Source organism: Kribbella sp. NPDC048915, assembly GCF_040649595.1.
GTDB lineage: Bacteria > Actinomycetota > Actinomycetes > Propionibacteriales > Kribbellaceae > Kribbella.
The window spans coordinates 45,831-70,149 of sequence record NZ_JBEZFT010000026.1 but is presented as its reverse complement, the minus strand read 5'-3'; the positions used below and the strand labels follow the sequence as shown (position 1 = coordinate 70,149).

The window sequence follows — 24,319 nt, the reverse complement described above, 5'->3', positions numbered from 1 at the left end:
TGTAACGGTCACCGCGTCGACACGGTGGTGTGCTGCCCCAGTTCGACCGTCTCGACGTCGCTGCCGGGAAGCTCGATGCGCACCGTCGTACCGTCGACGCGCACGTCGATGCCCTCGGCAAGCGCCTCCGGCCGCAGCGCGTCCCGGGTGAGGACGACCGCGTTCACCAGGACGAGCGGTTCGCCGCGGTGCGGCGCGGTCAGGTACGGCGTGGCGGAGTGCGCGCCGTACGGGTTGACGCCGAGTCCGCGGTGCACGCCCGCCTCGTCGTATCCGTACAGGCCGACGACCGCCGAGACGAGACCGTCGGAGTTGCGGGCCGCGGCGGTCCGCTCACTGACTGTTGCGTCTGGCAAGGACTCGCCGGCGACCGCGAACCCGCCGCTGCGGACGAGCGCACCCGCGGGGCCCTCGACGAGCGCACACCGGATCTCCCAGCCGTTGCGGACGACCGAGGTGATCTCGATCGCGAACGGGCCGTCGGAGCCGAGCCAGGCCCGGTGCCACGACGAGGCGCGGTGACCGTCGACGCCGAGGCGGCGGATCCGGCCGCGGCCGCTGGCTGCGCCGTCGGGGGCGACGAGCGAGATCAGGTTGTCGACGTGCGGCTCGTGGTCGGACAGGTCCGGGCCGGCGTGGTTCGCGTACGCGAGCCGGTTGTAGTGCGGATCTCCCGCCGGCTCGACGCCCTCGGGCTCCGCGACCGGCGCATGGTCGGCGCCGTGGTTGACCAGTTGCACCACCTGATCGTGGCGACTTCCGTGCAGGATCCAGCCCGGTTCCGGCATCGCCTTCAGCTGGTTGGCGTCGTCGAGCGGGACCGAGTCCTCCGGATCCGACCACACCGGGTGCTCCGGCGGCAGGATCAGCCCGACGAACCCCTTCGACGCCCAGTACGGCGACCCCGGTCCGGAGTACTGCTGCGTCGTCGGCAGGAACGTGTCGTACCAGCCGAGCGTCAGGACGCCGCGCTCGTCGGGAACCCCGTGCTGCACGAAGTGCCGCGCGATGCCCGAACACAGGCGACGTGTCTGACCCGGTGTCAGCGGGGTCGAATCGAGGATCGCGCCCATCCAGTACGGCGTCGCGGCCGCCATCCGGTACGTCAGCGAGCGGCCCTGATAGACCGGCGCACCGTCGTTCCCGACCAGGTGGACGGCGTCCTCAAGGAAGAGCTTGATCCGCTCCTGGTAGAGCTTCAGGCGGTCCTCGTACTGCGCTCCCGGTGTGGCGGCGGCCATCCGCGCCCACAGACCCGGGTACAGGTGCATGGCCCAGCCGATGTAGTTGTCGAAGTTCTGCCCGTCGCCGTCGGAGTACCAGCCGTTGCCGACGTACCAGTCCTCGATCCGGTCGAGACCGCCGTCGATGTCCTCCTGTGAGTACGGCGCACCGACCGACGCGAGGAACTGCTCGCTGACAACCTGGAACAGCCGCCAGTTGTTGTCGTGGGTCGTCGATCCGATGAAGCCGCCGAGCCACTCCGCGACCTGCTCCTGCGCACGGGTGTCGAGGCGGTCCCAGATCCACGGGCGGGTCTCGTGCAGTGACACCGCGATCGCCGCGGCCTCGACCATTTGCTGCGACCGCGGCGTGAGTCGCAGCCACGACTCCGGATGGTCCGGGTTCGCGCCGTTCGCAACGCCGCGCGCGTACCGCTCGATCAGGTCCTCGCAGCCCTTGCCCTGCACACCCGCGATCCGGAACGCGGCGAGCATGAAGGACCGGGCGAAACCTTCCAGTGCGTCCGACGCCGTACCCGACCGGCTCGGCCTCCCGGGCAGCTCGACCAGCGACGCACCGGGGGAGAAGTACGGAACCAGCGAATCGAGCAGATGATCCGCGAGCGCCTCCCAATGCGCCCGCACCCACCCGGTTTGTCGCGACAGTTCCCGGTCGGTGTCGGGCAGGATCAGGCGGCTCATGCGAGTCTCCCTAGTTCGGTCGGGCTGATGGCGTGCTGAAGCGGCCGGCCGGCGGTGAGGCGTTCGAGCTCGCCGACCGCGAGTTCGCCGAGGCGGGCGATCTCGTTGCCGACCGCGCCGGCGACGTGCGGGGTGACGAAGACGTTCGGGAGATCGAGCAGCGGCGAGTCGGACGGCAGCGGCTCGGGGTCGGTGACGTCGAGAATCGCGTCGATCCGGCCGCTCGCGCACTCCTGGATCAGCGCCCCGGAGTCGATGATCTTGCCGCGCGCCGTGTTGATCAGCGACGCGCCGTCCTTCAGCAGACCGAGCAGCCGGGCGTCGACCAGGCCGACGGTCTCGGGGAGCAGCGGCGCGTGCACGCTGAGGATGTCGCTGCGCCGGAACAGCGTGTCGTTGTCGACCAGCTCGGCACCGAGCGCGGCCGCCTCGTCCGCGGTCAGGTACGGATCGCTGATCAGCACGTGCAGGTCGAATCCGCGCAGCCGCTCCGCGACCATCCGCGCGATCCGGGACGCGCCGAGCAGACCGACCGTCGTCCCGTAGCTGCCCGGCATCCCGTGCGGGTCCGCTTTACTGCGCTCCAGCCGGTACTGCGCCGCGAGCCGGAACGCCCGCTTCCCGGCCATCACGATCGCCGCGACCGTGAACTCGGCGACCGGCTGCGCGTTCGCCGTGGCTGCCGACGAGACCTTGATGCCGCGGTCGAACGCCACTGGATCCACGATCCCCTTCACCGACCCGGCCGCGTGCAGGATCGCCTGCAGTTTCGGCGCCGCGTCCAGGACCTCCGGCCCGATCCGCGGGCAGCCCCACCCGGTGAGCAGGACGTCGACGTCCGCGAGCGCCGCCCGTACGGCGGGATCGTCGAGGAAACCGGCCGCGCCGGGGCCGACCGGTAGCACGGTGGCGACCGCCTCGAGGCGTTGCCGGACCTGCGGCACGAGCACGCGGTCGCGCGTGGCGTCGTTCATCGCCGTCATGACGGTCAGGGCGGAATCAGGTTCACGGCTCACGACGACCAACCTAGCAAGCGCTTTCCATCGCTGTCTCGCGGCCCGCCGGGTTCTGGGACGCGGGGGAGGTCCCGGCAGGTTCTCCGGCGATCTTCCCGCGACTTTCCGGCGACTTTGCCCCGACTTTCCCGGGGACGGAATTTGTCGGCGCGGTCCCCGTGTTGGGGACAATGGAAGGGCCAGTCGGTAATTGCGCGAAGGAGACGACGATGCTGCGACCGGACGACCTCTACGAGATCGTCGACGAGTCGGTGGCAACCGGCCCGGCGGCGACGCCGAAGGTGCTGGTGCACTCGCTGGACGGGTTCATGGACGCCGGCCAGGCCGGTCGGGTGACCGCGGACCACCTGCTCGAGGTGCTCGACCACCGCCTGCTGGCGCGGTTCGACGTCGACCTCCTGCACGACTACCGGGCCCGGCGTCCCGAGGTGACGTTCGCCGAGGACCGGTTCACCGACTACGAGCCGCCGCACCTGAGTCTGCACCTGGTGACCGACGACGCCGGAGTCGATTTCCTGCTGCTCGAGGGAGCCGAGCCGGACAACCACTGGGACCGGTTCGCCGGTGCGGTGCGACAACTGATCGAGCGGTACAACGTGACGCTTACGATCGGTGTGCACGGCATCCCGATGGGTGTCCCGCACACCCGCCCGCTCGGCCTGACCGCGCACGCAACGCGGCCCGAGCTGGTCACCCGGTCGAACATCTGGGACGGCGAGATGCGGCTGCCGGCGAGCGCCGGGACGCTCTTGCAGGTCCGCCTCGGCGAGGCCGGCAAGGACGCGATGGGCTTCGCCGTCCACGTCCCGCACTACCTCGCCGAGAACCGCTTCCCGGGTGCCGCGCTGGCGCTCGTGCACGCGGTCTCCGCGGCGACCGGCCTGCTGCTCCCCAGCAAGGCGCTGCTCGACGAGGCCGCCGTCACCGGCCGCCTGGTCGACGAGCAGGTCGAGGCCTCCGATGACGCGACCGCGGTCGTGAAGGCGCTCGAGACGCAGTACGACGCGGCCGCGGGCTCAGTGAGCCGCAAGAGCCTGCTCGCGGACTCGACCCCGTCGGCGGACGAGTTGGGTGCCGAGGTCGAGCAGTTCCTCGCCGAACTCAACCGCGAGGACAACGACTGACCCTCGTGACCTACTGATGGCGGCCGGGGAACATCACGTTCTCCGGTCGCCGTTTTTCGCCTGCGTTCTGTCAGGATGAGGCATGCCCGAGTCGTTGGAGGATCTGGTCGAGCTGCTCGACCTGGAGTTGATCGACGTCGACCTGTTCCGCGGCCGTCAGCCGCAGACCTCGATGCAGCGCGTGTTCGGCGGTCAGGTGCTCGGTCAGGCGCTGGTCGCGGCCGCGCGGACCGTCGACCCCGAGCGGATGGTGCATTCACTGCACGGGTACTTCCTGCGCGCCGGTGACACCTCCGTACCGATCGTGTACCGAGCGGAGCCGACTCGCGACGGCGGGACGTTCAGCAGTCGCCGCGTGGTCGCGTCGCAGCACGGCAAGCCGATCTTCTACATGTCCGCGTCGTTCCAGCGCCCGGAGCCGGGCCTCGATCATCAGGATCCGATGCCGGACGACGCCGTACCGCCGGACGAGGCGCCGCGGCTGGCGACCGTGCTGGAGGCGCAGTCGGGGCGATCGGCGGCGGAGTGGGATCGGGAGTGGTCGGCGCTCGACGTCCGGCTTGCCGGGGTGACCGGACGCCAGTTCTGGATCCGTGCCGCGGGCAAGCTTCCGGACGATCCGGCGCTGCATGCGTGCGTGCTCGCGTACGCCAGTGACCTGACGTTGCTCGGTGCCAGTCTGCTCCCACACGGCATCGTGATCGGTGACCGTCGCGTCCAGCCGGCCTCGCTGGATCACGCGCTCTGGTTCCACCGGGCGTTCCGTGCGGACGAGTGGCTGCTGTACGACCAGTCCTCGCCGTCGGCGTCCGGCGCGCGCGGCTTCGCGACCGGTCGGCTCTACACCGAACACGGCAACCTCGTCGCGTCGGTCGCGCAGGAGGGGCTGATTCGTCCTGTGGGCCTGGACGCCGATCTGTTAACGTAGAGGCATGTTCATGCGCGCTGTAGTCACGACGACGCCGGAGTCCGTCCCGGCGCGCTGACAGCTGACTGTTCATCGAAGCCCCGGGGCGAGTGCCCCGGGGCTTCGTCGTTCCCGTGGTCCCTCGCCCCATCGTCATCTGAGGAGACCGCCATGTACGACCATCGCAAACTCGGCCGTGAACTCGGCCTGTTCGACTCCGACCCGTTGATCGGCGCGGGCCTGCCGTACTGGCTGCCCGCGGGCGCCGCCGTACGCCGCGCCCTCGAGAGCTACGTCGCCGAGGTCGAGCGAAGAGCCGGCTATCAGCAGGTGTACTCGCCCGTGCTCGCCAAGAAGGAGCTCTACGAGATCTCCGGGCATTGGGCGAAGTACCAGGACGACATGTATCCGCCGATGGACATCGGCGGCGAGGAACTCGTCCTGCGCCCGAGCATCTGCCCGCACCACGCGCTGATGTACCGCTCCCGCTCACACAGCTACCGCGAACTCCCGTTGCGCATCTCGGAGCTCGGCGGTCAGTACCGCTCCGAGTTGTCGGGCGCCGTCGGCGGTCTGAGTCGGGTGCGCGCGATGCAACTGAACGACGCGCACATCTTCTGCCGTCTCGACCAGGTCGCGGCGGAGGCTGCGGCGGCGTTCGAGTTGATCCAGGACGCGTACCGCTTGATGGGGCTCGAGGCATCGCGGTACGTGCTGGCGTTGCCGTCGATGGATGCCGAGTTCAACAGTCCGGCGAGCAAGTACGTCGGTGACGCGGAGAGCTGGGCGCGCGCGGCCGAGTTGCTGCGCGGGGTGCTGAAGGATGCGGGCGTCGATTTCGAGGACGCGCCGGGGGATGCGGCGTTCTACGGTCCGAAGATCGACGTCCAGATGGAGGATTCGGCGGGCCGCGAGTTCAGCCTGTCGACCATCCAGCTCGATTTCCATCAGCCGGCCGCGTTCGGGCTCGAGTACATCGGTGCTGATGGCAACAAGCATCGGCCGGTGATGGTGCACCGGGCGATCGTCGGCAGCATCGAGCGCGCGGTCGGTCAGCTGATCGAGGTACACGGTGGCGCGTTCCCGGCGTGGCTGGCGCCGGTACAGCTCGTCGTGCTGCCGATCTCGGACGACGAGGAGAAGCTCGCGCTGGAGGTGGCTCGGCGGGCGTCGGATCGTGGTTTGCGCGTCGAGGTGGCGCATGCGGACGAAGGCAGCTTGGGTGCGCGGATCCGCGAGAACCGGTTGGCGCCGTACGCGGCGGTGATCGGTGCGCGTGAGGCAGCCGCCGGTCAGCTCGCGGTGCGTGAGCGCGACGGGAGCAAGCGGGACGCGGCGCCGATCGGGGAGGTGCTGGACCGGATCAGGCGGTTGGCGGACCCCCACGCATGCAGAAGTGCCGATTCCGGGCGGATTTGACCGTGTTTTCCGGGGTTCTGCATTCCTGGAGGTTCACTTCGCCTGGAGTTGCCCGATCATGTGCGTCACGTCGTGGCTCTCGTCGTACAGCGCGAAGTCGACCGTCGTGCCGGTCTGCTGGTAGCCGAAACCGACGCGCGACGGGAGCAGCAACGGTTTGCGGAAGTCCACGCGGACCGTGAACGCGTCCGGCAGCGCGCCGGCCCGTTGCAGCGACGCGAGCGCGGCGGCCTTGGCCCACATACCGTGCGCGATCTGGCGCGGGAACCCGAACGCCTGAGCGGTCAGCTTGAACAGGTGGATCGGGTTCCGGTCGCCGGACGCCGCGGCGTACCGGCGGCCGAGGTTGCCGCGCAGATCCCACCAGGCGCTCGGGCTGAGCACCGGGTCGGGCAGCAGATCGGCGTGCGCGTCGGGCGTTCCGGAGGAGCGGCTGAGCAGCGTGGTGAGGTCGCTCCACACCAGGTCGTGATCGACGAACACCTCGCTGACGATGTCGAAGACGGTGCCCTTCGGGTGCGGGCGTTCCGGCGTACTGTGCACGCGGATCGACGGCTCCGCGTGCAGCGGGATCGGCTGCTTCTGGGTGATCGTGTTGGACAGGTGCACGATGCCCATCGGCTTGTACGGGAACGAGGGGTCGGACATCAGGTCCAGGTGCAGCGGGAACGCGAGCACGTGCGGGTACGTCGGCGGCAGCGCCGGGCCGGCCTGGAAACCGGTGACCTCGCGATAGTTCTGCAGGTGGTCCTGGTCGATCGCCGTGCGGGGAAGCTCGAGCGTCAGCCCGTCCTCGTCCGGCTCGTAGTCGGCGCGCCGCAAGGTGGCGCGCACAGTGCGTGCGTAGAGCGAGCCGAACCCGGGCGAGTCGTCGTACCGTCGGGTCGGCATCTCAGGCTCCCAGCATGCTCTGGCCGCAGACCCGAATCACGTTGCCGGTGACGCCCGCCGAGGCCGGGTCCGCGAACCAGGCGATCGTCTCGGCGACATCGATCGGCAGCCCGGCCTGCTGCAGCGAGTTGATCCGCCGCCCGACCTCGCGGATCGCGAACGGGATCTTCGCGGTCATCTCGGTCTCGATGAACCCGGGTGCCACGGCGTTGATCCGGATCTGCCGCTCGGCCGCCAGCGGTGCGTACGCCTGGACCAGGCCGATGATGCCGGCCTTGGATGTTGCGTAGTTCGTCTGGCCGTTGTTGCCGGCGATGCCGGCCATCGACGAGACGCCGATGATCGAGCCGCCGTCGCGCAGCGTGCCGGAGTCGAGCAGGTGCTTGGTGATCCGCTCGGGGGCGCGCAGGTTCACGTCGAGGACGGCATCCCAGACCTCGGTCCGCATGTTGACGAGCCGTCGGTCGCGCGTGATGCCGGCGTTGTGGACCACGATGTCGAGGCCGCCGTGCTGCTCCTTCGCGTGCGCCGCGATCCGCTGCGGCGCGTCGACGGCGGTGACGTCGAGGAGCAGTTCGGTGCCGCCGAGCCGGGAGATCACCTTGCGCAGCGGGTCCGCGTTCTGCGGTACGTCGACGCCGATCACGGTCGCGCCGTCCCGGGTCAGCGTCTCGGCGATCGCGGCCCCGATCCCGCGGGCGGCTCCGGTGACCAGCGCCGTACGGCCGTCGAGCGGCTTGTCCGGGTCGTTGCTGACCAGCGGTCCGGTCCCGATCCGGGCCACCTGACCGTCGACGTACGCCGACTTGGGGGAGAGGAAGAAGCGCAGCGTGGAGTCGAGCTGCTCGTGCGCGTCCGGTGCGACGTACACGAGGTTGACGGTGGCGCCGCGCTTCACCTCCTTGCCAAGGCTGCGGGTGAATCCCTCGAGTGCGCGCTGCGCGACGTGCTGCTCGGGAGTGCCGGCGAGCTCCGGCGTGCGGCCGACGACGATCACGCGGCCGGCCGGGGCCAACTGGCGGACGAGCGGCGAGAAGAACCGCTGCAGGCTGCTCAGGTCCGCGGTCGAGGCGGCGCCGGTCGCGTCGAAGACGAGCGCCTTCGGGCGGATCTCGCTCGACGCGACGCCTTCGGTCGCCGTACTGAACGAGGCGCCGATGTCGCGCAGCAGGGCCTGGATCGCCTTGCCGGCGTCAGTCTCACCGATCGAGCCGAAGACGACCTGCCCGTCGACCACCGGCGCGCCCGCGGTCCAGCGGGGCAGCGGTGCCGGGTCGGGCAGACCCAGGTTCTTCACCAGGGTCTTGCCGAGCGGCGTCTTGGTGAAGGTCTGGTAGCGATCCGTCATCTCAGCTCCTACTTCTCGAGGATGGCGACGACACCTTGGCCGCCCGCGGCGCAGATCGAGATCAATCCGCGGCCGCCACCGTTCTCGTCCAGTTGCTTGGCCAGTGCGGCCACGATTCGCCCGCCGGTCGCCGCGAACGGGTGCCCCGCCGCCAGCGATCCGCCGTTCACGTTCAGCTTGTCGCGGTCGATCTCGCCGAGCGGCGCGTCCAGGCCGAGCCGCTCCTTGCAGAAGATCGGATCCTCCCACGCCTTCAGCGTGGCCAGTACCTGGGAGGCGAAGGCCTCGTGGATCTCGTAGTAGTCGAAGTCCTGCAGCGTCAGCCCGGCGCGGGCCAGCATCCGCGGAACGGCGTATGCCGGCGCCATCAGCAGCCCCTCGGCACCCTTCACGTAGTCGACCGCGGCGGTCTGCGAGTGCGTCAGGTACGCGAGCGGCCGCAGCCCGTGCGCGGCGGCCCACTCGTCGGTGCTCAGCAGGACCGTCGACGCGCCGTCGGTCAGCGGCGTCGAGTTCCCGGCCGTCATCGTCGCGGTCTCGCCCTTGCCGAACACCGGCTTCAGCTTCGCGAGCTTCTCCGGGGTGGTGTCGGTCCGCAGGTTCTGGTCCTTCTCGAGGCCGAGGTACGGCGTGATCAGGTCGTCCTGGAAACCCCGGTCGTACGACTTCGCGAGATTGAGGTGGGAGCGGTACGCGAGCTCGTCCTGCGCCTCGCGGGTGATGCCCCACTCGAGCGCGGTCAGCGCCGCGTGATCACCCATCGACTTGCGGGTCCGCGGCTCGGCGTTGCGCGGGATCTCCGGTACGACGTCCTTCGGACGAACCCGGGCGAGCACCTTCAGCCGGTCCTGGAACGTCTTGGCGCGGTTGAGGTCGAGCAGGACGTTGCGGAGCCGGTCGTTGACCGCGATCGGGGCGTCGGACGCGGTGTCCACGCCGCCCGCGATACCGGCGTCGATCTGGCCGAGGGCGATCTTGTTCCCGACCAGGATCGCCGCTTCCAGACCGGTGCCGCACGCCTGCTGGATGTCGTACGCCGGGGTGGTCGGCGCGAGCTTCGACCCGAGCACCACCTCGCGCACCATGTTCCAGTCGCGGGCGTGCTTCAGCACCGCGCCGGCGACGACTTCGCCCACCTCCTGGCCGCCCAGGCCGGTGCGGTCGACGAGACCGTTCAGCGCGGCGGTGAGCATGTCCGAGTTGGAGGCGTGCCGGTAAGTTTTGTCCTGCCGGGCGAACGGGATCCGGTTGCCGGCGACCACGGCCACCTTGCGGGGTTCGGTCACGATGTCTCTCCTGCTCTAGCGGAGCGGGTCTTCTTGGTTGTCAGGGCCTTACGTCCCACCGCGGTAGCCAGCGTCGCGGTGATCGCGGTCGACCGGACGGTGCCGACATCGGCATGATGCACCACCGGGTGGCCGGGCCAGCTGCCCGACACGATCAGCCCGACTCTTGCCATGTGCAACGATCCGAGGGTCTGCGTGTAGAGATGGTTCGCCAGGTACGCGGTGTCGACCTCGTCGAACACCCCGGTACGCTGCCCGGCGTCGAGCACCTGGGCGATCCGGTCCAGCGGCGCGGCCATCGCCGTACCGAGTTTCACCATCACCGGCTCGGTGATCTCGCCGAACAGCTCGTCACCGGTCCGGCGCAGCAAGCTCATCGCGCAGTCGGTGAACGCGGGGTACTCCAGGCAGAAGTCGACGAACGCCTCGGTGAGATCCTTCAGCCGGTTGAGTGGCGTCCGGCGCGAGTTGCCGGCCGCGGCCAGCCGGTCGTCGAGCTCGCCGAGGTAGTCGACCAGGGTGAGCGCGAACAGCTCCTCCTTGCCGGCGAAGTGCCGGTAGATCAACGCCTTGTTGATACCGACCCGCTTGGCGATGTCGTCGATCTGCGCGTCGATCGTGCCACGCTCGTCGAACAGCTCCCGGGTGGCGCGGATGATGTCCCGCTCCCGGTCGCGCCGACGCTCCGCCGTGGTGCGGCGGCGTCCGATCGCGAGCAGCGCGGAGCTCATGCGTCGATCTTAGCCACAGTGGTACCTCTCGCTGCAAACGACAGTTACACTCGTCGGTAACATGTCCTGAGTTGTGAGGATGGTCGATGAGCAACCCTGTTGTTTCCGCGGACGTCATGACGCTGGCCGGCGAGCTCGGCGCGGAACGCTCCAAGCCCGACTGGAGTACGTTCTCGCTGGCGATCAACGACGAGCAGCGCGAGATCCGCGACTGGGCCCACACCTTCGCCGCCGAAGTCATCCGCCCCGCGGCCGCCGAATGGGACGAGCGCGAGGAGACGCCCTGGCCGATCATCCAGGAAGCCGCCAAGGTCGGCATCTACGGCCTCGACATGAACGTCAATCTGTTCGTCGACCCGACCGGCCTGCTGATGCCGCTCGTCCACGAGGAACTGTTCTGGGGCGACGCCGGCATCGCGATGTCGTTGAAGGGGACCGGCCTCGCATCATCGGCGATCTTCTCCAACGGGACGCCGGAGCAGTGGAGCCAGTGGATGGGGCGGTGCTACGGCACGCCTGACGACGTGAAGGTGGCTGCCTTCTGCTCGTCGGAGCCCGGGGCTGGGTCTGATGTGTCGGCCATCCGCACTCGGGCTGTGTACGACGAGGCCCGGAACGAATGGGTGATCAACGGGCAGAAGGCCTGGGCCACGAACGGCGGGATCGCGGACATCCATGTGGTGGTCGCCACTGTCGATCCTTCACTGGGTACGAAGGGTCAAGCTGCGTTCGTCGTACCGAAGTCCGAGGTCCGCGGGCTCGAGCAGGGCACGAAGCTGCGCAAGCACGGTCTGCGGGCATCGCACACCGCTGACGTCTTCTTCGACAACGTCCGTATTCCGGCAGGCAGCGTGCTCGGCGGTAAGGAAAAACTGGACGAGCGCTTGGCCCGTGCGCGCGAGGCGTCCGGCCGTCCTTCGAACGGCCGCAACGCGTCGATGGCCACCTTCGAGATGACCCGCCACATCGTCGGCGCGCAGGCCGTCGGGATCGCGCGAGCGGCGTACGAGGTCGCACTGGACTATGCCAAGACCCGCGAACAGTTCGGCCGCCCGATCATCGACAACCAGGGCATCGCCTTCAAACTCGCCGACATGGCCATGGAAATCGACGCCGCCCGCCTGCTCGTCTGGCGCGCTGCAAACATGTCGGCGGCGTTGATGCGCGGCGAAACCCCCGACTACCGGCACGGCGAAGGCTCCATGGCCAAACTCAAGGCCGGCGAAGTGGCGGTGAAGGTCACCGAAGAGGCCATTCAGATCTTGGGGGGTAACGGCTACACCCGCGAGTACCCGGTCGAACGCATGCACCGAGACGCCAAGATCTACACCATCTTCGAAGGCACCTCAGAGATCCAGCGCCTGGTCATCGCCCGCGCGATCTCAGGCATGCGCATCCGGTAGGTGTTTCCGCAGGTCACAGGCTGATTTGAGGTTGGTCAGTGTCCAGGCCGTCGTCCGGCTCCCAGGAGGCAGTAGGGGAGCGGACAACGGCCTGCTCCGTGACTGCTACGTGGGATTTCAGAGAGAAGAGACGGGACAGTCTGGAGTCGACCGCCTTCCGCGCCCGCTCATGCGATGACGGCAGCATGTGGGTGTAGAGCCTGAGCGTGAACCCCGGGATGCTGTGGCCTAGGTACTCGGCCAGTTCCTTGATGTTGACGCCGTCCGCGAGGGTGATACTCGCGAAGTAGTGCCGCAGAGCGTGCATCCCGTTCTCCCGGCTCGACACGTACTGCCGCCGCCCCCGCCGATCCGTCTTCGGCGCCGCGATGACACCCGCGTAGAACAGCGCCGGTTTCCAAACGAGCTCGTCGTACGTCCGCGCCCGGATGTGCTTGTCATCGGTCCACAACTCACCCTGCCGCAGCCCACACGCCGCTCCGACCGACGCGATCGGCCGGTACTCCGGTGCGTGACCCTCGACGATCCGGAGCACCACATCGTCGCTCCAGGCGACAGTTCTCCCGCCTTTCTCCGCCGGCACCTTGGCCGCCCGACCCTTGGCCGGATTCTTCTTGATCGCCTCGTCATCGACAGCGATCTCCGACGCTCCATGCACGAGGGCCAAGGTGTTCTTTTGCTGAAGCGGTCGCTTGAAGGGTGGATTTGGTCACGGATTGCAACTATGGTGCACGTTGCACAGGAGGCTCATGGGGTGTGGGCCTAGGGGATGGAGCGTCGGTCCGACGCGTGTGCCTTTGGGGTGGAAATGGGTAGAAGGCGTGGTTTCTTCGCGGAGCTGCAACACCAGGCTGCGGTTGCGCAGCGCGAGCGTGAGCGGGCGCAAGCTGCGGCTGTGAGGGAGCAGTTGCGAGCGCAGCGGGAGGCCGAGCGTGCCTTCAATGCTGCTCAGAGGGCCATGGCCGCGGCAGCAAAGGCTGACGCGAGGGCTGCTGCGGAGGCTGAGCGGGAGGCGAAACGACTTCACATCGCCGCACAGGAGTCCAAGGTTGGGGCGATGAACGCACACCTGGAGATGCAGTTGGCGGAGATCGACAGCATCCTCGAAGCGACGCTGAAGGTCGACGACTACGTCGACCTGGAGAAGTTGCGGAAGTCAGCCTCGCATCCGCCGTTCGAATCGAAGTACCTGGCTCCGATTTCTTCGCCGGCTCCGATTCAGGTGCCGCCTGAGCCGGTGTTCGTGCAGCCGGAGGCCCCAAAGGGCCTGTCCGCACTCACCGGCAAGAAGAAGCATGCTGCATCGGTGGCTGCGGCGCGGGCAGCGTTCGAAGAGCAGCATCGGCAGTGGCAGGCGTACTCGGCATCGATCCCGATGCGACAGCTGGAGCAACTGACGGCGCACACCGCCGCCGAGGAGCAGAGGCTTCAGCACCTCGCCTCGGATCGGTCGCAATATGACAAGGAGTGCCAGGCCCGCCAGGCCGAGGTTGATGCCGCGAATGCTGAGCTTGACACCTTGATTCACAACTTCCAGGCGGGGAAGCAGGACGCGGTGACTGAGTACGTCGGGATTGTATTCGGCAACTCGGTGTATCCCGACAGCTTCCCCTGGGGCGTCGACTACGAGTACGACCAGGAATCGCGCGAGCTTCGCGTCAGCCTGACCTTCCCGCAACCGAGTGCCCTCCCTACGGTCCGCCAGTACAAATATGTGAAGGCCAAGGACGAGATCACCGAGTCCCTGCAGACGGTGAAGGAGCAACGTGACCGGTACTCGTCGGTGGTCGAGAACATGGTTCTGAGGACGCTGCACGAAGTTTGGGAGTCGGACCGCGACGGGAAGATCGACAGCATCTCCCTCGCTGGTGGAGTCGCGCATGTCGACCCAGCTACGGGGCGAGAGGCGTTTACGCCGCTCATCGCGGTAGCTGTGGATCGTACGACGTTCTGCGCGATCGATCTGGCCAGGGTCACGCCTGCGGAGACGTTGAAGTACCTCAAGGCGGTCGTCTCGAAGAATCCGCATGCCCTCGCAGGCATCGACACTTCGGCCGGCGTACGCGGGCACTGAGGGGAGGGGACATGCGAGGCTTCAGGTTCAACGCTCCTCCAGGCTGGCCGCCGCCTCCTGAGGGATGGGAGCCGCCAGACGGCTGGTTGCCGGACCCGTCTTGGCCACCGGCCCCACCCGACTGGGCATTCTGGGTTCCGGACCGTCAAGAGCAGGCTGATTCACTGGGAGCGAAGCACCGTGCTCCTACGCCAGTGACCGAGCCCGCCGAAGTCCCACCAGTTGACGCTGAACCTGTCCCGGTGGAGCACATCTTGACTGAGTCGACGGTGCCGCTTGCCGAAGACAACGCTCTGACGGTCGAGCGCGGCCGACTGGCTGCGGTGCAAGACGAGATCGCTGAAGCAACGAAGACTCTGGCCGATCTGCGTGCGTCGGCTGACAAGCTGCGGCGTCAGGACCCGCCGGATGTGCGCGACGAGTTGGAACAGTCGGCAGCGGATCTTCGCGCACAGCTGGTGGAGCTGGACGATGCGCTGCTGCTGCAGCAAGTTGGCATCTACGAGTACCACCATCCGCTGGAGAACGCCGACGCCTACAGGGTACGGCTTGCCGGCCTGCGCGAGCAGATCAAGACGCGCGTTCGCTCCAAGGAAGCTGTACTCGCATCGGACATGTTCTCGTACAACAACTCCCTGGCGAAGGGGAGGAAGATGACAGCTGACTTCGCCAAGTTGATGCTCCGGGCCTACAACGCCGAGGCGGACAACTGCGTCCGGTCCCTGCGAGCCGGTGCCGTGGCAACTGCGAAGAAGCGTCTCGAAGCCTCGGTTGAGACCATCGCGCGGCTGGGCAGCATGATGGAGATGAGGATCTCCCCGGACTATCACGCTCTGAGACTCGAGGAGATCGAACTCACCGCGGACTACCTGATGAAGGTGCAGGAGGAGCGCGAGCAAGCGCGCGAGGAACGCGAGCGACTCCGTGAGGAGCGCAAAGCAGAACAGGAACTTGCGGCCGAGCGTGAACGCCTCGACAAGGAGCGAACCCACTATCTGAACGCGCTGCAGGCTTTGAGGGAACAGGGCAAGCTCGAGGAGGCGGTCGAGCTCGAAGCCCGGCTGGGCGAGATCGACAAGGCAATCGAGCTGAATGACTTCCGGGCCGCGAACATCCGGGCCGGATACGTCTATGTCATCAGCAATATCGGTGCATTCGGCAAGGATGTCGTCAAGATCGGGCTCACGCGGAGGCTTGAGCCGCTCGATCGGATCCGGGAGCTGGGCGACGCCTCGGTTCCCTTTCCGTTCGATGTTCACGCACTGTACTTCTCCGATGATGCGGTCACATTGGAGAACGAACTCCACGCAGTATTTGCGGATCGGCGGCTGAACCAGGTCAATCTCCGGCGAGAGTTCTTCTTCGCAACACCGACTGAGGTGCGAGAGATCCTTGCCGCCAAGGTCGGCAGCTTGCTGGAGTTCTCAGAGGCACCGGAAGCCACACAGTATTTTCAGAGTCACGCCACATGGCCGGCTCGGGCTTAGTAAGTGAGTTGCTGCCCTCGTTCCTCACTCGCCGGCGGTTGTGTGGTGGGCTTCCTGTGACTGGCCGAGCGTTCGCGTGAGGATGGTTCGGGCGTCGTTGCCGTAGGCAGCTGCATTGGCCAGGTGGCCGAAGACCCGTTCGTAGGCTGCGAGTTCGTCGGACTGGCTGATGTTGAGCACGGCGGTGAAGAGTTCTACGATCGCGAGTTTGTTGTCGTAGAGGTAGAAGCCGTGGAGTGGGCCGACGCTGAGTGGCACGCCGAACGGGATGATGCCGACGCGGATGGTCGGAAGTGTGGTCATCGAGATGAGGTGGCCGATCTGGCCGGTCATGACGTCGGGTGGGCAAACCTGGTAGCGGAGTACGGCTTCGGTCATGACGAAGTGGAATCTCTTGTCGCCGCGGTGCAGGACTCGTTGTCGGTCCATGCGAGCGGCGATGGCTTCTTCGAGTTCAGCTTCGCTCTTGGGTACGCCGCGTTCGGACTCGTCGGGATCGCCCTCTGCGAATCGGTACCTGGCGTACTCGGCTGTCTGGAGCAGACCGGGGACGAAGCACGGCTCGAAGTTGCGGGTGAGTTCGGTCTTCGACTCGATCTCGCCAATCGATCGTTGCCGGGAAGGGAGTCCGGTCCGGAACATGCGGCGGAACTCGACGTACTGCTGCTCCAGTGACCGCAGGGTCGCGACGAGTTCCGGGACGAGTTGCTCGCGATCGCAGATCCGGGCCCAGGTGGTGACGTCGGTGTCGGACGGTGTCTGCCTGCCGGCTTCGATCTTGGAGATCTTGGACGGCGGCCAGCCGGCCTCGCTGGCGAGGCGGCGGCCGGTGAGGTGGGCGTCCAGCCGCATCTCCCGAAGCCGGTTGCCGAGCGCTTCGCGCGCTCGCTGGAAACTGGACACCCAAGCTCGCTTACTTGTTGATGTTGTTCTTGCGGAGGAACTCGTCGTCGAAGGTGCCAAGATAGTCGGCCCGGGGCAACGCGAACCGCCGCGCGACGTCGCGGTAGTGCGCGTGTTCGACGATCACCGCGGGGTCATGGATCACGTCGGCGCCGAGTAGTACGTCCTGGTCGTCATGGCGAAGGATGCACATCTTGTGCGAGTCGAGGAGCCAGTAGCCGTACGTCGGTAGGCCCAGCTCGTCCGCGCGGTCGCGTGCGATGTAGCGGATGTCTTCGCCTGCTGCGGTGTTGAGCCGGGACAGGTTGAGTCCGAAGCGGGTGTAGTCGGACCACGGTTCGGTGATGACGCGGACGCGCTCGATGCGCTGGCCCTCCAGCGTGCGCCGGAGGATCAGGCCCAACCAGTCTTCCATCCAGGAGTCGTCGCCAGGCTGTCCTGCGACGAAGTTCCGGACGTGTTGGGCCTCACCGGGGTCGGCGTAGTTGTCCCGCACCTCCAGCCGGTACGCCGTGTGCTGGTAGCTGCGGGCGAACTGGACGAATTCCGGTCCGGCGCTGACGAAGGTCGAGTCGGTCACGCCGTCGTACCGGTGTGGTGAGCAACGATCAGGTCGGCGAGGCCCTTCGTGATGATGACCGCGTCCTCGCCGTGGGGGAAGTTCACGAGTTGGCCGCGGGCGTGGTCGCTGGTGAGCTTGTAGCCCTGCACGATGTATCGGCCGTCGTCGGTCGCGTAGTACGACGGGCAGCCGTCCTTCCCGGTGTTCGGGTCAGTGGCGATGTGTTCGAGCTGTTGGGCTGCTTGTGATCCATGTGCAATCTCCTGGGTGAGGCGATCCGGCTGTTCACTCAGCGTGCGGGAACGCTCGCGCAACAGTCAACACCTTCACGAGAAATTGCAAGCAACTTTCTTCAGCTCGCGCGGACCGCTCCTTAGCGTTGTAGTCATCGGCCAGGGCGGCGGTTGAGCGCGATCTCCTGCCCTATCCGGCTGGCGGCGGCCCAGCCGACGACGGTGCCGTCGTGGTTGAGGGCGATGAGGCGGTGGTCGGAGAGTTTGGCAGCGGCGAAGGCTTCCCAGGTGGGTGGCGCGGTTTCGAAGGTGGCGTGGCCGGTGGCGATGCCTTCGGCGTAGATGGCTTCGACGCCGGGCCAGTCCGGTGCGGTGAGGGGAACGATGGCGATATCGGTCACACCGCCACGGATGGCCGGTGGCTTCCGCTGCGAGTTGACGGGGACCGATAGCTCAGTGATCATTGAGGCAATGAGCGTTGAGCGGATTTCTCTGGTGGAGCGGGCGGCGGTGCATGCGGCGCTCGGGGATCCGGCGCGGCTGGCGATCGTGGATGCGTTGACGATCGGGGACGCGGCGCCGGGGGAGTTGGGTGCGCTGCTGGAGATGCCGACGAATCTGGTGGCGCATCACTTGAAGGTGCTGCAGGAGGCTGGGCTGGTGGTGCGGGGACGCTCGGAGGGGGATCATCGGCGGACGTACGTGCGGCTGGTTCCGGAGCGGTTGGCGTCGGCGGTGAGTCCGTCGCTGGAGGACGTGCCGCGGGTGGTGTTCGTGTGCACGCACAACTCCGCGCGGTCGCAGTTGGCGGCGGCGATCTGGGCGGGGCGTAGTCAGGTGCCGGCGGCGTCGGCAGGGACGCGACCGGCGGAGCGGGTGCATCCGCGGGCGGTGAAGGTGGCGCGTCGCCGCGGGCTGGACCCGCAGGAGTGGAAGACCGCTCAGGTCGCCGACGTGGTGAAGCCCGACGATCTGGTGATCGCGGTGTGCGACATCGCGTATGAGCACCTGCCGGTCGAGGCACGGCCGCGGGTGCACTGGTCGGTGCCGGATCCGGCGCCGGCGGACACGGATGCGGCCTTCGAGGCGGCGTACGACGAGATCGCCGGCCGGATCGATCGGCTGGTGCCGCTGGTTTCGAAGGGGACGGCATCATGACCGAAGTCGTGAGGTACCACCGCAAGGATCTGTCGAACGATCAGCAACTCGCGCTGCGTACGGCGGCGACCCGGTTGCGGGAGCAGTTCGCCGAGTTCTACGGGGCGGAGACGATTGAGCGGTTCTTGCATTCGAGTTACGACCAGTTCGCGGAAGGGAGCACGATCCCGAACTTCCTGCCGTTGCTGGCGGAACGGTTCGCGCGGCAGCGGCTGACCGCGCTGGCGAAGGTCGAGGGGCATCACGACGCCGGCCGGCCGGTGGTGCTGTTCCTCTGCGTGCACAACGCGGGTCGCAGTCAGATGGCGTTGGGATTTTTCGAGCACCTGGCCGGTGATCGGGCGGTTGGTTGGTCGGGTGGTTCGGAGCCGGGCATCGAGGTGAATGCGGCCGCGGTCGCCGCGATGGCCGAGCGGGGCATCGACATCTCGGCCGAGTACCCGAAGCCGTGGACCGACGAGGTGGTTCGCGCCGCCGACGTCGTGGTGACGATGGGCTGCGGCGACGCGTGCCCGATCTTCCCCGGAAAGCGCTACGAGAACTGGGATCTGGACGATCCCGCCGGCTTGGAGGTGGCCGGCATCCGCCCGATCCGTGACGAGATCGAGCGCCGCGTACGCGGTCTGCTCGGCGAGCTCGCCGTACCTGTGGTGAGCGGCCGATGACGCCGCTGTGGCGCCGGGTAGTTGCCGAGGGCCTTGGAACCGGTCTGCTGGTGACCGTCGTCGTGGGCTCCGGCATCGCCGCGGCGAAGCTGTCGCCGGACGATGTCGGCCTGCAGTTGCTGGAGAACTCGTTCGCGACCACGCTCGGACTGGCTGTGCTGATCCTGATGATCGGCCCGGTGTCCGGCGCGCACTTCAACCCGGTGGTGTCGGCCGTTGACTGGTGGCTCGGGCGGGGGACCGGCAGCGGGCTGTCGGCGCGAGACCTGGCGGCGTACGTCCCGGTGCAGATCAGCGGCGCGATCCTGGGCGCCGTACTGGCCAATCTGATGTACGACGAGGCGGCGGTCTCGTGGTCGACGACGGAACGGGCCGCCGGACACCTCTGGCTCGGCGAGGTCGTGGCGACGGCCGGGCTGATCGTGCTGATCTTCGCGCTGGCGGACTCCGGTCGTGCCGCGCTCGCGCCGGCGGCGGTCGGTGCTTACATCGGGGCGGCGTACTGGTTCACGTCGTCGACGTCGTTCGCCAACCCGGCGGTCACGATCGGGCGGGCGTTCAGCGACACCTTCGCCGGGATCGCCCCGGCGTCGATCCCCGGTTTCGTCATCGCCCAGTTCGTCGGAGCCGCGGTCGGTATGGGCCTGCTGGCCCTGTTGTACCCGCGAGCCGCGCAGGCTGCGGATGCGGTTGTCATCCCCCATGAAGTCACGACTGGAGCTTCCAAGTGAGCAAGCCAAGTGTTCTGTTCGTCTGCGTCCACAACGCCGGCCGGTCGCAGATGGCCGCGGGCTGGTTGCGGCAGCTGGCGGGCGACTCGGTCGAGGTCCGCTCGGCCGGTTCGGAACCGAAGGACCAGATCAACCCGGTCGCGGTCGAGGCGATGGGTGAGGTCGGCATCGACATCACCGGCGCGGTCCCGCAGAAGCTCGAGTACGACGTCGCGAAGGGCAGCGATGTCATTGTGACGATGGGCTGCGGTGACGCTTGCCCGGTGTTTCCGGGCAAGCGGTACGAGGACTGGGAGCTCACCGACCCGGCCGGGCAGCCGATCGAGGTCGTCCGCCAGGTCCGCGACGAGATCCGCCAGCGCGTCGAGAAGCTTGTCGGCGAGCTGCAGGCCTCCTGACGCCTGCCATCTGGCCGGTCAGAGTCCGGCGACCAGATCGCGGGCGGCGCGACCGGCGCCGATGAGTGTCGCCGAGGCGGGGCCCGTCCAGTCGCCGTACCCGATCAGATGGAGGCGCGGCTCGTTGATCGCCTGTGTGCCATGGGTCGGGATCAGGCCGTCGGGCCCACGTAGGCCGAGGCGGCTCAGGTGGCTGAGTGCCGGTCGGAACCCGGTGCACCAGACGATGGTGTCGAACGTCGACTCGCCGCCATCGGTCCAGCGGACACCGTGCTCGATCAGGCGTGCGAACGTCCGGCGGGCATGCAGGACGTCGCGGTCGCGAGCATCGCGCACGCTGTCGACCATGACGATGTCACCGAGTCCCGCGACCCCGCCGGTGTCGGGCTCGCCGAGCTGCCGGACCCGGTGCCGCCTGGTGGCGATCTCGAACAGCGCCCGGCCGTCGACGTCGTCGGGCAGGAACCGAGGCGGACGCAGCGTCACCCAGGTGGTGTCGGCGACCTGCGAGACTTCGGCCAGGATCTGAGCGGCCGAGTTGCCGCCGCCGACGATCAGCACACGCTCACCGGCGAAGTCGGCCGCACGCCGATAGCCGGCCGTATGCAGCTGGCGCCCAACGAACGATCCGGGGTACGTCGGCACGAACGGCCTTGACCACGTACCAGTCGCCGAGATGATGTGGTCGGCCAACCAGTCGCCGTCGCTGGTGTGCACGACGAGTTTCTCGCCGCGGCTGACCGACTCAACCGACACGGACCGTCGTACGTCGAGGTCGTAGCGCTCCTCGTACCGCGTGAGATAGTCGACGACATGTGCGGCCGGCGGGTATCCACCGTCGCCGGTCCACGGCGGCATCATCCACCCAGGCAGTGACGAGTGCTGCGTGGGCGAGAATGTCCGCAGCGTGGGCCACATCCTGGCCCAGGCGCCGCCGACCGTCGTCGCCGCGTCCAGGATGACGAAGTCCCGGCCCGGCGTCAGACCGGACCGCCTGAGGTAGTACCCGGTCGCGAGCCCGGCCTGGCCGCCTCCGATGACCACCGCCCGCACCTCGCGCGGTGCTGCCTCCATCGTCAGGCGGTGGCGGTGGCGGTAGCGGGCGTGGCGAGCAGGGCGGAGAGCCAGGTCAGGCGTTCGGGGATCGGCCAGTAGTAGACCCAGGTGCCGCGGCGCTCGCAGTCGACCAGTCCGGCCTCGCGGAGCACCTTGAGGTGGTGCGAGATCGTCGGGCCGCTGACGTCGAAGTGGGGCGTGATGTCGCAGACGCAGATCTCGTCGCCGGCCGACGCGATGATCGACATCAGCCGCAACCGGATCGGATCGGCCAGCGCCTTGAAGACTGCCGCGCCTTCTGCTGCTTGAGCCGGCTCTAGTGCCGCCTCGGAGATCGGCGTACAGCAGGTGGCGAGAACCGGCAGCTGTTTAGACATGGATCTATCTTGACTCTTGTCGAATCAACAGGCAAGCTTCCTGATTAGATGAACTTCTAGACAGTATGGAGGGTGATCGTGACAGAGCCGGTGGTAGTCATCGGAGCAGGGCCGGTAGGACTGGCTGCGGCGGCGCATCTGGCCGAACGTGGGCTCGAGTTCCTGGTCCTGGAGTCGGGTCCGAGCGTGGCTGCGGCGATCGACGAGTGGCGGCACGTGAAGCTGTTCAGCCCGTGGCGCTACGACATCGACGGTGCCGCGCGCCGGCTGCTCGAGCAGGGCGACTGGGTCGCGCCGGACCTGAACGCGTTGCCGACCGGTGGCGACCTGATCGACGAGTACCTTGCGCCGCTGGCGAAGACACTCGGCGACAGGATCCGGTACGGCGCCGAAGTGATCGCGGTGACCCGCGTCGGGTATGACCGCATCCGTACGGCGGGACGCGAATCGGCGCCGTTCCTGGTGCGGTTGGCCGACGGTGAGGAGGTCGTGGCCTCGGCCGTGATCGACGCGGCGGGTACGTGGCGCCGTCCGAACGTTCTCGGGGCTTCGGGCATCCCGGCACGTGGCGAGGCCGAGGTCGCGGCCGCGATCTCGCGCGCGCTGCCGGATGTGTTCGGGCACGACCGTGAGCGCTTCGTTGGTCGCCGTACCGCGGTTGTCGGTGCTGGTCACTCGGCCGCGACCACCTTGCTGGAGCTGGGCGAGCTGGCCGAGCATGAGCCGGGGACGGAGGTGATCTGGGTCGTTCGGGGCACGGACCAGGTGCGGACGTACGGCGGTGGCGAGGCTGACGAGCTCCCCGCACGCGGTGCGCTCGGCGCCCGGCTGAAGCGGCTGGTGCAATCGGGCCGGGTGGAACTGATGAGCAGCTTCAGGACCGAGTCGATGGCTCGCACGGCGGACGGCCGGGTCGCGCTGACGGCCGGGGACCAGCAGGTGGTGGTGGACACGGTGGTGAACTCGACCGGGTTCCGGCCGGACCACGACATGGTGAGCGAGCTGCGGCTCGACCTGGACCCGATCTTGGGTTCGACGCGGGCGCTGGCGCCGTTGATCGACCCGAATCAGCACTCTTGCGGGACGGTCCCGCCGCACGGCGTCGATGAGCTGGCGCATCCGGAGCAGGGGTACTACGCGGTCGGAGCGAAGTCGTACGGGCGGGCGCCGACATTCCTCCTGGCGACCGGCTACGAGCAGGCCCGTTCAGTTGTAGCCGCGCTGGCCGGTGACTGGGACGCCGCACGCGACGTCCAGCTGAACCTGCCGGAGACCGGTGTGTGCTCGTCGAACCTGGCATACGGCGACTCCGCCGACGAGGCTACAGGTGGTTGCTGCGGCCCGGCGCCGGTCAGCGTCGAGGCGCCGGTGGGCCGTGGCCTGGCGACCGGAATCAGCGGCGGACTGCTGACCGTGGTCGAGTCCAAGCCCAGCACGCAGTCGGGCTGCTGCAACTGATGACCACAACTCCGGGGCTGACCACTCGTGCGGTGGTCGGCCCCGGACGGCTGGTCGGTGTGCTCGCGGTCACGCAGACCGTCGGGCTGTCGATCCCTGTCGGGCGCTGGCTGGACGCCCGCGGCGGACACGGGCTGATGACGGTTGGATCCGCGGTCGGCTCGGCAGCGGTGCTCGGGTGGTCGCAGGTTCAGAACGCCGTTCAGCTGTACGGCGTGTTCGTGCTCATTGGTGTGGCGTCGGCGATGGTGCTGTACGAGCCTGCGTTCGCGGTGGTCGTCGCGGCGACCGAGCCCGCACGCCGCGCGCGGGCGCTGCTGGGCATCACGCTGGTCGCCGGATTCGCGAGCTCGATCTTCATCCCACTGACCGGACAACTGGTCGACCGGATCCAGTGGCGACCAGCACTTGTCACGCTCGCGATCCTGCTGGCGGCGCTGACCGTCCCACTGCACGGCATCGGGCTGCGCCGCGCCTCCACCGCGGGCCATCGCACACGACAGCGTCGCGCATCACCGACCTGGGTACTGCGGGACCCGGCGTTCTGGTTGCTCGCCGCAACCTTCGTGCTCCACGGCGCGGCACTGGCCGTCATCGCCGTACACCTCGTGCAGTACCTCATCACTCTCGGCCACCCGGCCGTCGTCGCCGCCACCCTGGCCGGTCTGCTCGGGCTCATGTCGGTGACGGGCCGGGTCGTCGCCATGCTCTCCACGAGAGTGTTGCCCATGGCGACGATCGTCGGATCCATTCTCGTTGGTCAAGGTGCGGCGATGTCGCTGCTGCCTGTCCTGGGTCGCGATCTGCTCGGCGCGATCGCGTGCCTGGTGCTGTTCGGTCTCGGCTTCGGCGTCGCCTCGATCGCCACTCCGGCGATCCTGCTCGAGAGGTACGGCGCCACCGGCTACGGCACGATCTCGGGCACGCTGGCCGCGCCGATCCTCATCGCGAAGGCCACCGCGCCGCTGGGCGGCGCACTGCTCGCGGCCGCGGTGGGCTACCGGACGCTCGTTCTACTGGTCGCGACAGCCTGCGTCGTCGCCGGTCTGCTGCTGTTCCTTGTACAGCGGCTGCCTGCCGACGCGCAGGCAACTCGCCGGTGAGACGGAGTGCGCCCGATTTGGCTGGCTTCGGGTCGCGGCACCTGAAATGGCAGCGGACCTTGCG

At 68.0% G+C, this 24,319-nt stretch carries 25 protein-coding genes; 12 read left to right on the top strand and 13 right to left on the bottom strand.

Annotated elements, in window-relative coordinates:
• Positions 1-8: 8 nt before the first annotated feature.
• Both AB0B82_RS16380 and AB0B82_RS16375 read right to left on the bottom strand, forming a co-directional pair.
• Entirely contained in the window at positions 9-1,925 is a 1,917-nt protein-coding gene (locus AB0B82_RS16380; RefSeq protein ID WP_360168123.1) for a DUF2264 domain-containing protein, read from the bottom strand.
• The gene (locus AB0B82_RS16375; RefSeq protein WP_360168120.1) at positions 1,922-2,941 is read right to left on the bottom strand and encodes a hydroxyacid dehydrogenase; all 1,020 of its coding nucleotides are present in this window, start codon (positions 2,939-2,941) and stop codon (positions 1,922-1,924) included. The genes AB0B82_RS16380 and AB0B82_RS16375 overlap by 4 nt, the downstream gene beginning before the upstream one ends.
• Positions 2,942-3,150: 209 nt before the next feature.
• On the opposite strand from AB0B82_RS16375, the gene AB0B82_RS16370 reads away from it, so the two are divergent.
• The 3 genes from AB0B82_RS16370 to thrS all read left to right on the top strand — a co-directional run bounded on the left by AB0B82_RS16370 (position 3,151) and on the right by thrS (position 6,391).
• Positions 3,151-4,065, top strand: a complete 915-nt coding sequence (locus tag AB0B82_RS16370) for a PAC2 family protein (RefSeq protein ID WP_360168117.1) — start codon at positions 3,151-3,153, stop codon at positions 4,063-4,065.
• 82 nt (positions 4,066-4,147) lie between these two features.
• Positions 4,148-4,993, top strand: a complete 846-nt coding sequence (locus AB0B82_RS16365; protein WP_360168114.1) for an acyl-CoA thioesterase II — start codon at positions 4,148-4,150, stop codon at positions 4,991-4,993.
• Between the two features lie 54 nt (positions 4,994-5,047).
• Complete coding sequence (gene thrS / locus AB0B82_RS16360) at positions 5,048-6,391, top strand: threonine--tRNA ligase (RefSeq protein WP_360168153.1); 1,344 nt, start codon at positions 5,048-5,050, stop codon at positions 6,389-6,391.
• Between the two features lie 33 nt (positions 6,392-6,424).
• On the opposite strand, the gene AB0B82_RS16355 is transcribed toward thrS, so the two are convergent.
• Genes AB0B82_RS16355 through AB0B82_RS16340 form a run of 4 tightly spaced genes read right to left on the bottom strand, consistent with a single transcriptional unit; the run spans position 6,425 to position 10,647 of the window.
• The gene (locus AB0B82_RS16355; protein WP_360168111.1) at positions 6,425-7,282 is read right to left on the bottom strand and encodes a MaoC/PaaZ C-terminal domain-containing protein; all 858 of its coding nucleotides are present in this window, start codon (positions 7,280-7,282) and stop codon (positions 6,425-6,427) included.
• 1 nt (position 7,283) lies between these two features.
• Positions 7,284-8,630 carry a 3-oxoacyl-ACP reductase gene (locus tag AB0B82_RS16350; protein WP_360168108.1) on the bottom strand — a complete coding sequence of 449 codons (1,347 nt, stop codon included), beginning with the start codon at positions 8,628-8,630 and terminating at the stop codon, positions 7,284-7,286.
• 8 nt (positions 8,631-8,638) lie between these two features.
• Positions 8,639-9,916, bottom strand: a complete 1,278-nt coding sequence (locus AB0B82_RS16345; RefSeq protein WP_360168105.1) for an acetyl-CoA C-acetyltransferase — start codon at positions 9,914-9,916, stop codon at positions 8,639-8,641.
• Positions 9,913-10,647, bottom strand: a complete 735-nt coding sequence (locus AB0B82_RS16340) for a TetR/AcrR family transcriptional regulator (RefSeq protein ID WP_360168102.1) — start codon at positions 10,645-10,647, stop codon at positions 9,913-9,915. The genes AB0B82_RS16345 and AB0B82_RS16340 overlap by 4 nt, the downstream gene beginning before the upstream one ends.
• An 86-nt stretch (positions 10,648-10,733) precedes the next feature.
• On the opposite strand from AB0B82_RS16340, the gene AB0B82_RS16335 reads away from it, so the two are divergent.
• Complete coding sequence (locus tag AB0B82_RS16335) at positions 10,734-12,050, top strand: acyl-CoA dehydrogenase family protein (protein ID WP_360168099.1); 1,317 nt, start codon at positions 10,734-10,736, stop codon at positions 12,048-12,050.
• A gap of 13 nt (positions 12,051-12,063) precedes the next feature.
• On the opposite strand, the gene AB0B82_RS16330 is transcribed toward AB0B82_RS16335, so the two are convergent.
• The gene (locus AB0B82_RS16330) at positions 12,064-12,708 is read right to left on the bottom strand and encodes a tyrosine-type recombinase/integrase (RefSeq protein WP_360168096.1); all 645 of its coding nucleotides are present in this window, start codon (positions 12,706-12,708) and stop codon (positions 12,064-12,066) included.
• A gap of 237 nt (positions 12,709-12,945) precedes the next feature.
• Here AB0B82_RS16330 and AB0B82_RS16325 point away from each other — a divergent pair, with 237 nt between their 5' ends.
• Both AB0B82_RS16325 and AB0B82_RS16320 read left to right on the top strand, forming a co-directional pair.
• The gene (locus tag AB0B82_RS16325; protein WP_360168093.1) at positions 12,946-14,124 is read left to right on the top strand and encodes a hypothetical protein; all 1,179 of its coding nucleotides are present in this window, start codon (positions 12,946-12,948) and stop codon (positions 14,122-14,124) included.
• A 242-nt stretch (positions 14,125-14,366) separates the two neighbouring features.
• Positions 14,367-15,611 carry a DUF4041 domain-containing protein gene (locus tag AB0B82_RS16320; RefSeq protein WP_360168090.1) on the top strand — a complete coding sequence of 415 codons (1,245 nt, stop codon included), beginning with the start codon at positions 14,367-14,369 and terminating at the stop codon, positions 15,609-15,611.
• 24 nt (positions 15,612-15,635) lie between these two features.
• Here AB0B82_RS16320 and AB0B82_RS16315 read toward each other — a convergent pair whose 3' ends face one another.
• From AB0B82_RS16315 to AB0B82_RS16300, 4 genes are all read right to left on the bottom strand, one after another.
• Positions 15,636-16,514 (bottom strand): helix-turn-helix transcriptional regulator, encoded by an 879-nt coding sequence (locus tag AB0B82_RS16315; protein ID WP_360168087.1) that lies wholly within the window; start codon positions 16,512-16,514, stop codon positions 15,636-15,638.
• A gap of 10 nt (positions 16,515-16,524) precedes the next feature.
• Positions 16,525-17,094 (bottom strand): DUF6879 family protein, encoded by a 570-nt coding sequence (locus AB0B82_RS16310; protein ID WP_360168084.1) that lies wholly within the window; start codon positions 17,092-17,094, stop codon positions 16,525-16,527.
• A complete protein-coding gene (locus AB0B82_RS16305) occupies positions 17,091-17,390 on the bottom strand; it encodes a hypothetical protein (protein WP_360168082.1) in 300 nt (99 codons plus the stop codon). The genes AB0B82_RS16310 and AB0B82_RS16305 overlap by 4 nt, the downstream gene beginning before the upstream one ends.
• A 71-nt stretch (positions 17,391-17,461) precedes the next feature.
• A complete protein-coding gene (locus tag AB0B82_RS16300; protein ID WP_360168079.1) occupies positions 17,462-17,710 on the bottom strand; it encodes a hypothetical protein in 249 nt (82 codons plus the stop codon).
• Between the two features lie 70 nt (positions 17,711-17,780).
• Between AB0B82_RS16300 and AB0B82_RS16295 the strand changes: the two genes are divergently transcribed.
• Genes AB0B82_RS16295 through AB0B82_RS16280 form a run of 4 tightly spaced genes read left to right on the top strand, consistent with a single transcriptional unit; the run spans position 17,781 to position 20,261 of the window.
• Positions 17,781-18,467: a helix-turn-helix domain-containing protein gene (locus AB0B82_RS16295; RefSeq protein WP_360168076.1), complete on the top strand. Its 687-nt coding sequence runs from the start codon at positions 17,781-17,783 to the stop codon at positions 18,465-18,467.
• The gene (locus AB0B82_RS16290; RefSeq protein WP_360168073.1) at positions 18,464-19,132 is read left to right on the top strand and encodes an arsenate reductase ArsC; all 669 of its coding nucleotides are present in this window, start codon (positions 18,464-18,466) and stop codon (positions 19,130-19,132) included. Before AB0B82_RS16295 ends, AB0B82_RS16290 begins: the two co-directional genes overlap by 4 nt.
• Complete coding sequence (locus tag AB0B82_RS16285) at positions 19,129-19,863, top strand: MIP/aquaporin family protein (protein WP_360168070.1); 735 nt, start codon at positions 19,129-19,131, stop codon at positions 19,861-19,863. The genes AB0B82_RS16290 and AB0B82_RS16285 overlap by 4 nt, the downstream gene beginning before the upstream one ends.
• Positions 19,860-20,261: an arsenate reductase ArsC gene (locus AB0B82_RS16280; protein ID WP_360168067.1), complete on the top strand. Its 402-nt coding sequence runs from the start codon at positions 19,860-19,862 to the stop codon at positions 20,259-20,261. The genes AB0B82_RS16285 and AB0B82_RS16280 overlap by 4 nt, the downstream gene beginning before the upstream one ends.
• Positions 20,262-20,279: 18 nt before the next feature.
• On the opposite strand, the gene AB0B82_RS16275 is transcribed toward AB0B82_RS16280, so the two are convergent.
• On the bottom strand, positions 20,280-21,335 hold the full coding sequence (locus AB0B82_RS16275; protein ID WP_360168064.1) for an ArsO family NAD(P)H-dependent flavin-containing monooxygenase: 1,056 nt from the start codon (positions 21,333-21,335) through the stop codon (positions 20,280-20,282).
• A gap of 2 nt (positions 21,336-21,337) precedes the next feature.
• The gene (locus AB0B82_RS16270) at positions 21,338-21,694 is read right to left on the bottom strand and encodes a metalloregulator ArsR/SmtB family transcription factor (protein ID WP_360168061.1); all 357 of its coding nucleotides are present in this window, start codon (positions 21,692-21,694) and stop codon (positions 21,338-21,340) included.
• Between the two features lie 78 nt (positions 21,695-21,772).
• Here AB0B82_RS16270 and AB0B82_RS16265 point away from each other — a divergent pair, with 78 nt between their 5' ends.
• Positions 21,773-23,152 (top strand): FAD-dependent oxidoreductase, encoded by a 1,380-nt coding sequence (locus AB0B82_RS16265; protein WP_360168058.1) that lies wholly within the window; start codon positions 21,773-21,775, stop codon positions 23,150-23,152.
• Complete coding sequence (locus AB0B82_RS16260; protein WP_360168055.1) at positions 23,152-24,255, top strand: MFS transporter; 1,104 nt, start codon at positions 23,152-23,154, stop codon at positions 24,253-24,255. Before AB0B82_RS16265 ends, AB0B82_RS16260 begins: the two co-directional genes overlap by 1 nt.
• The last annotated feature ends 64 nt before the right edge of the window (positions 24,256-24,319 follow it).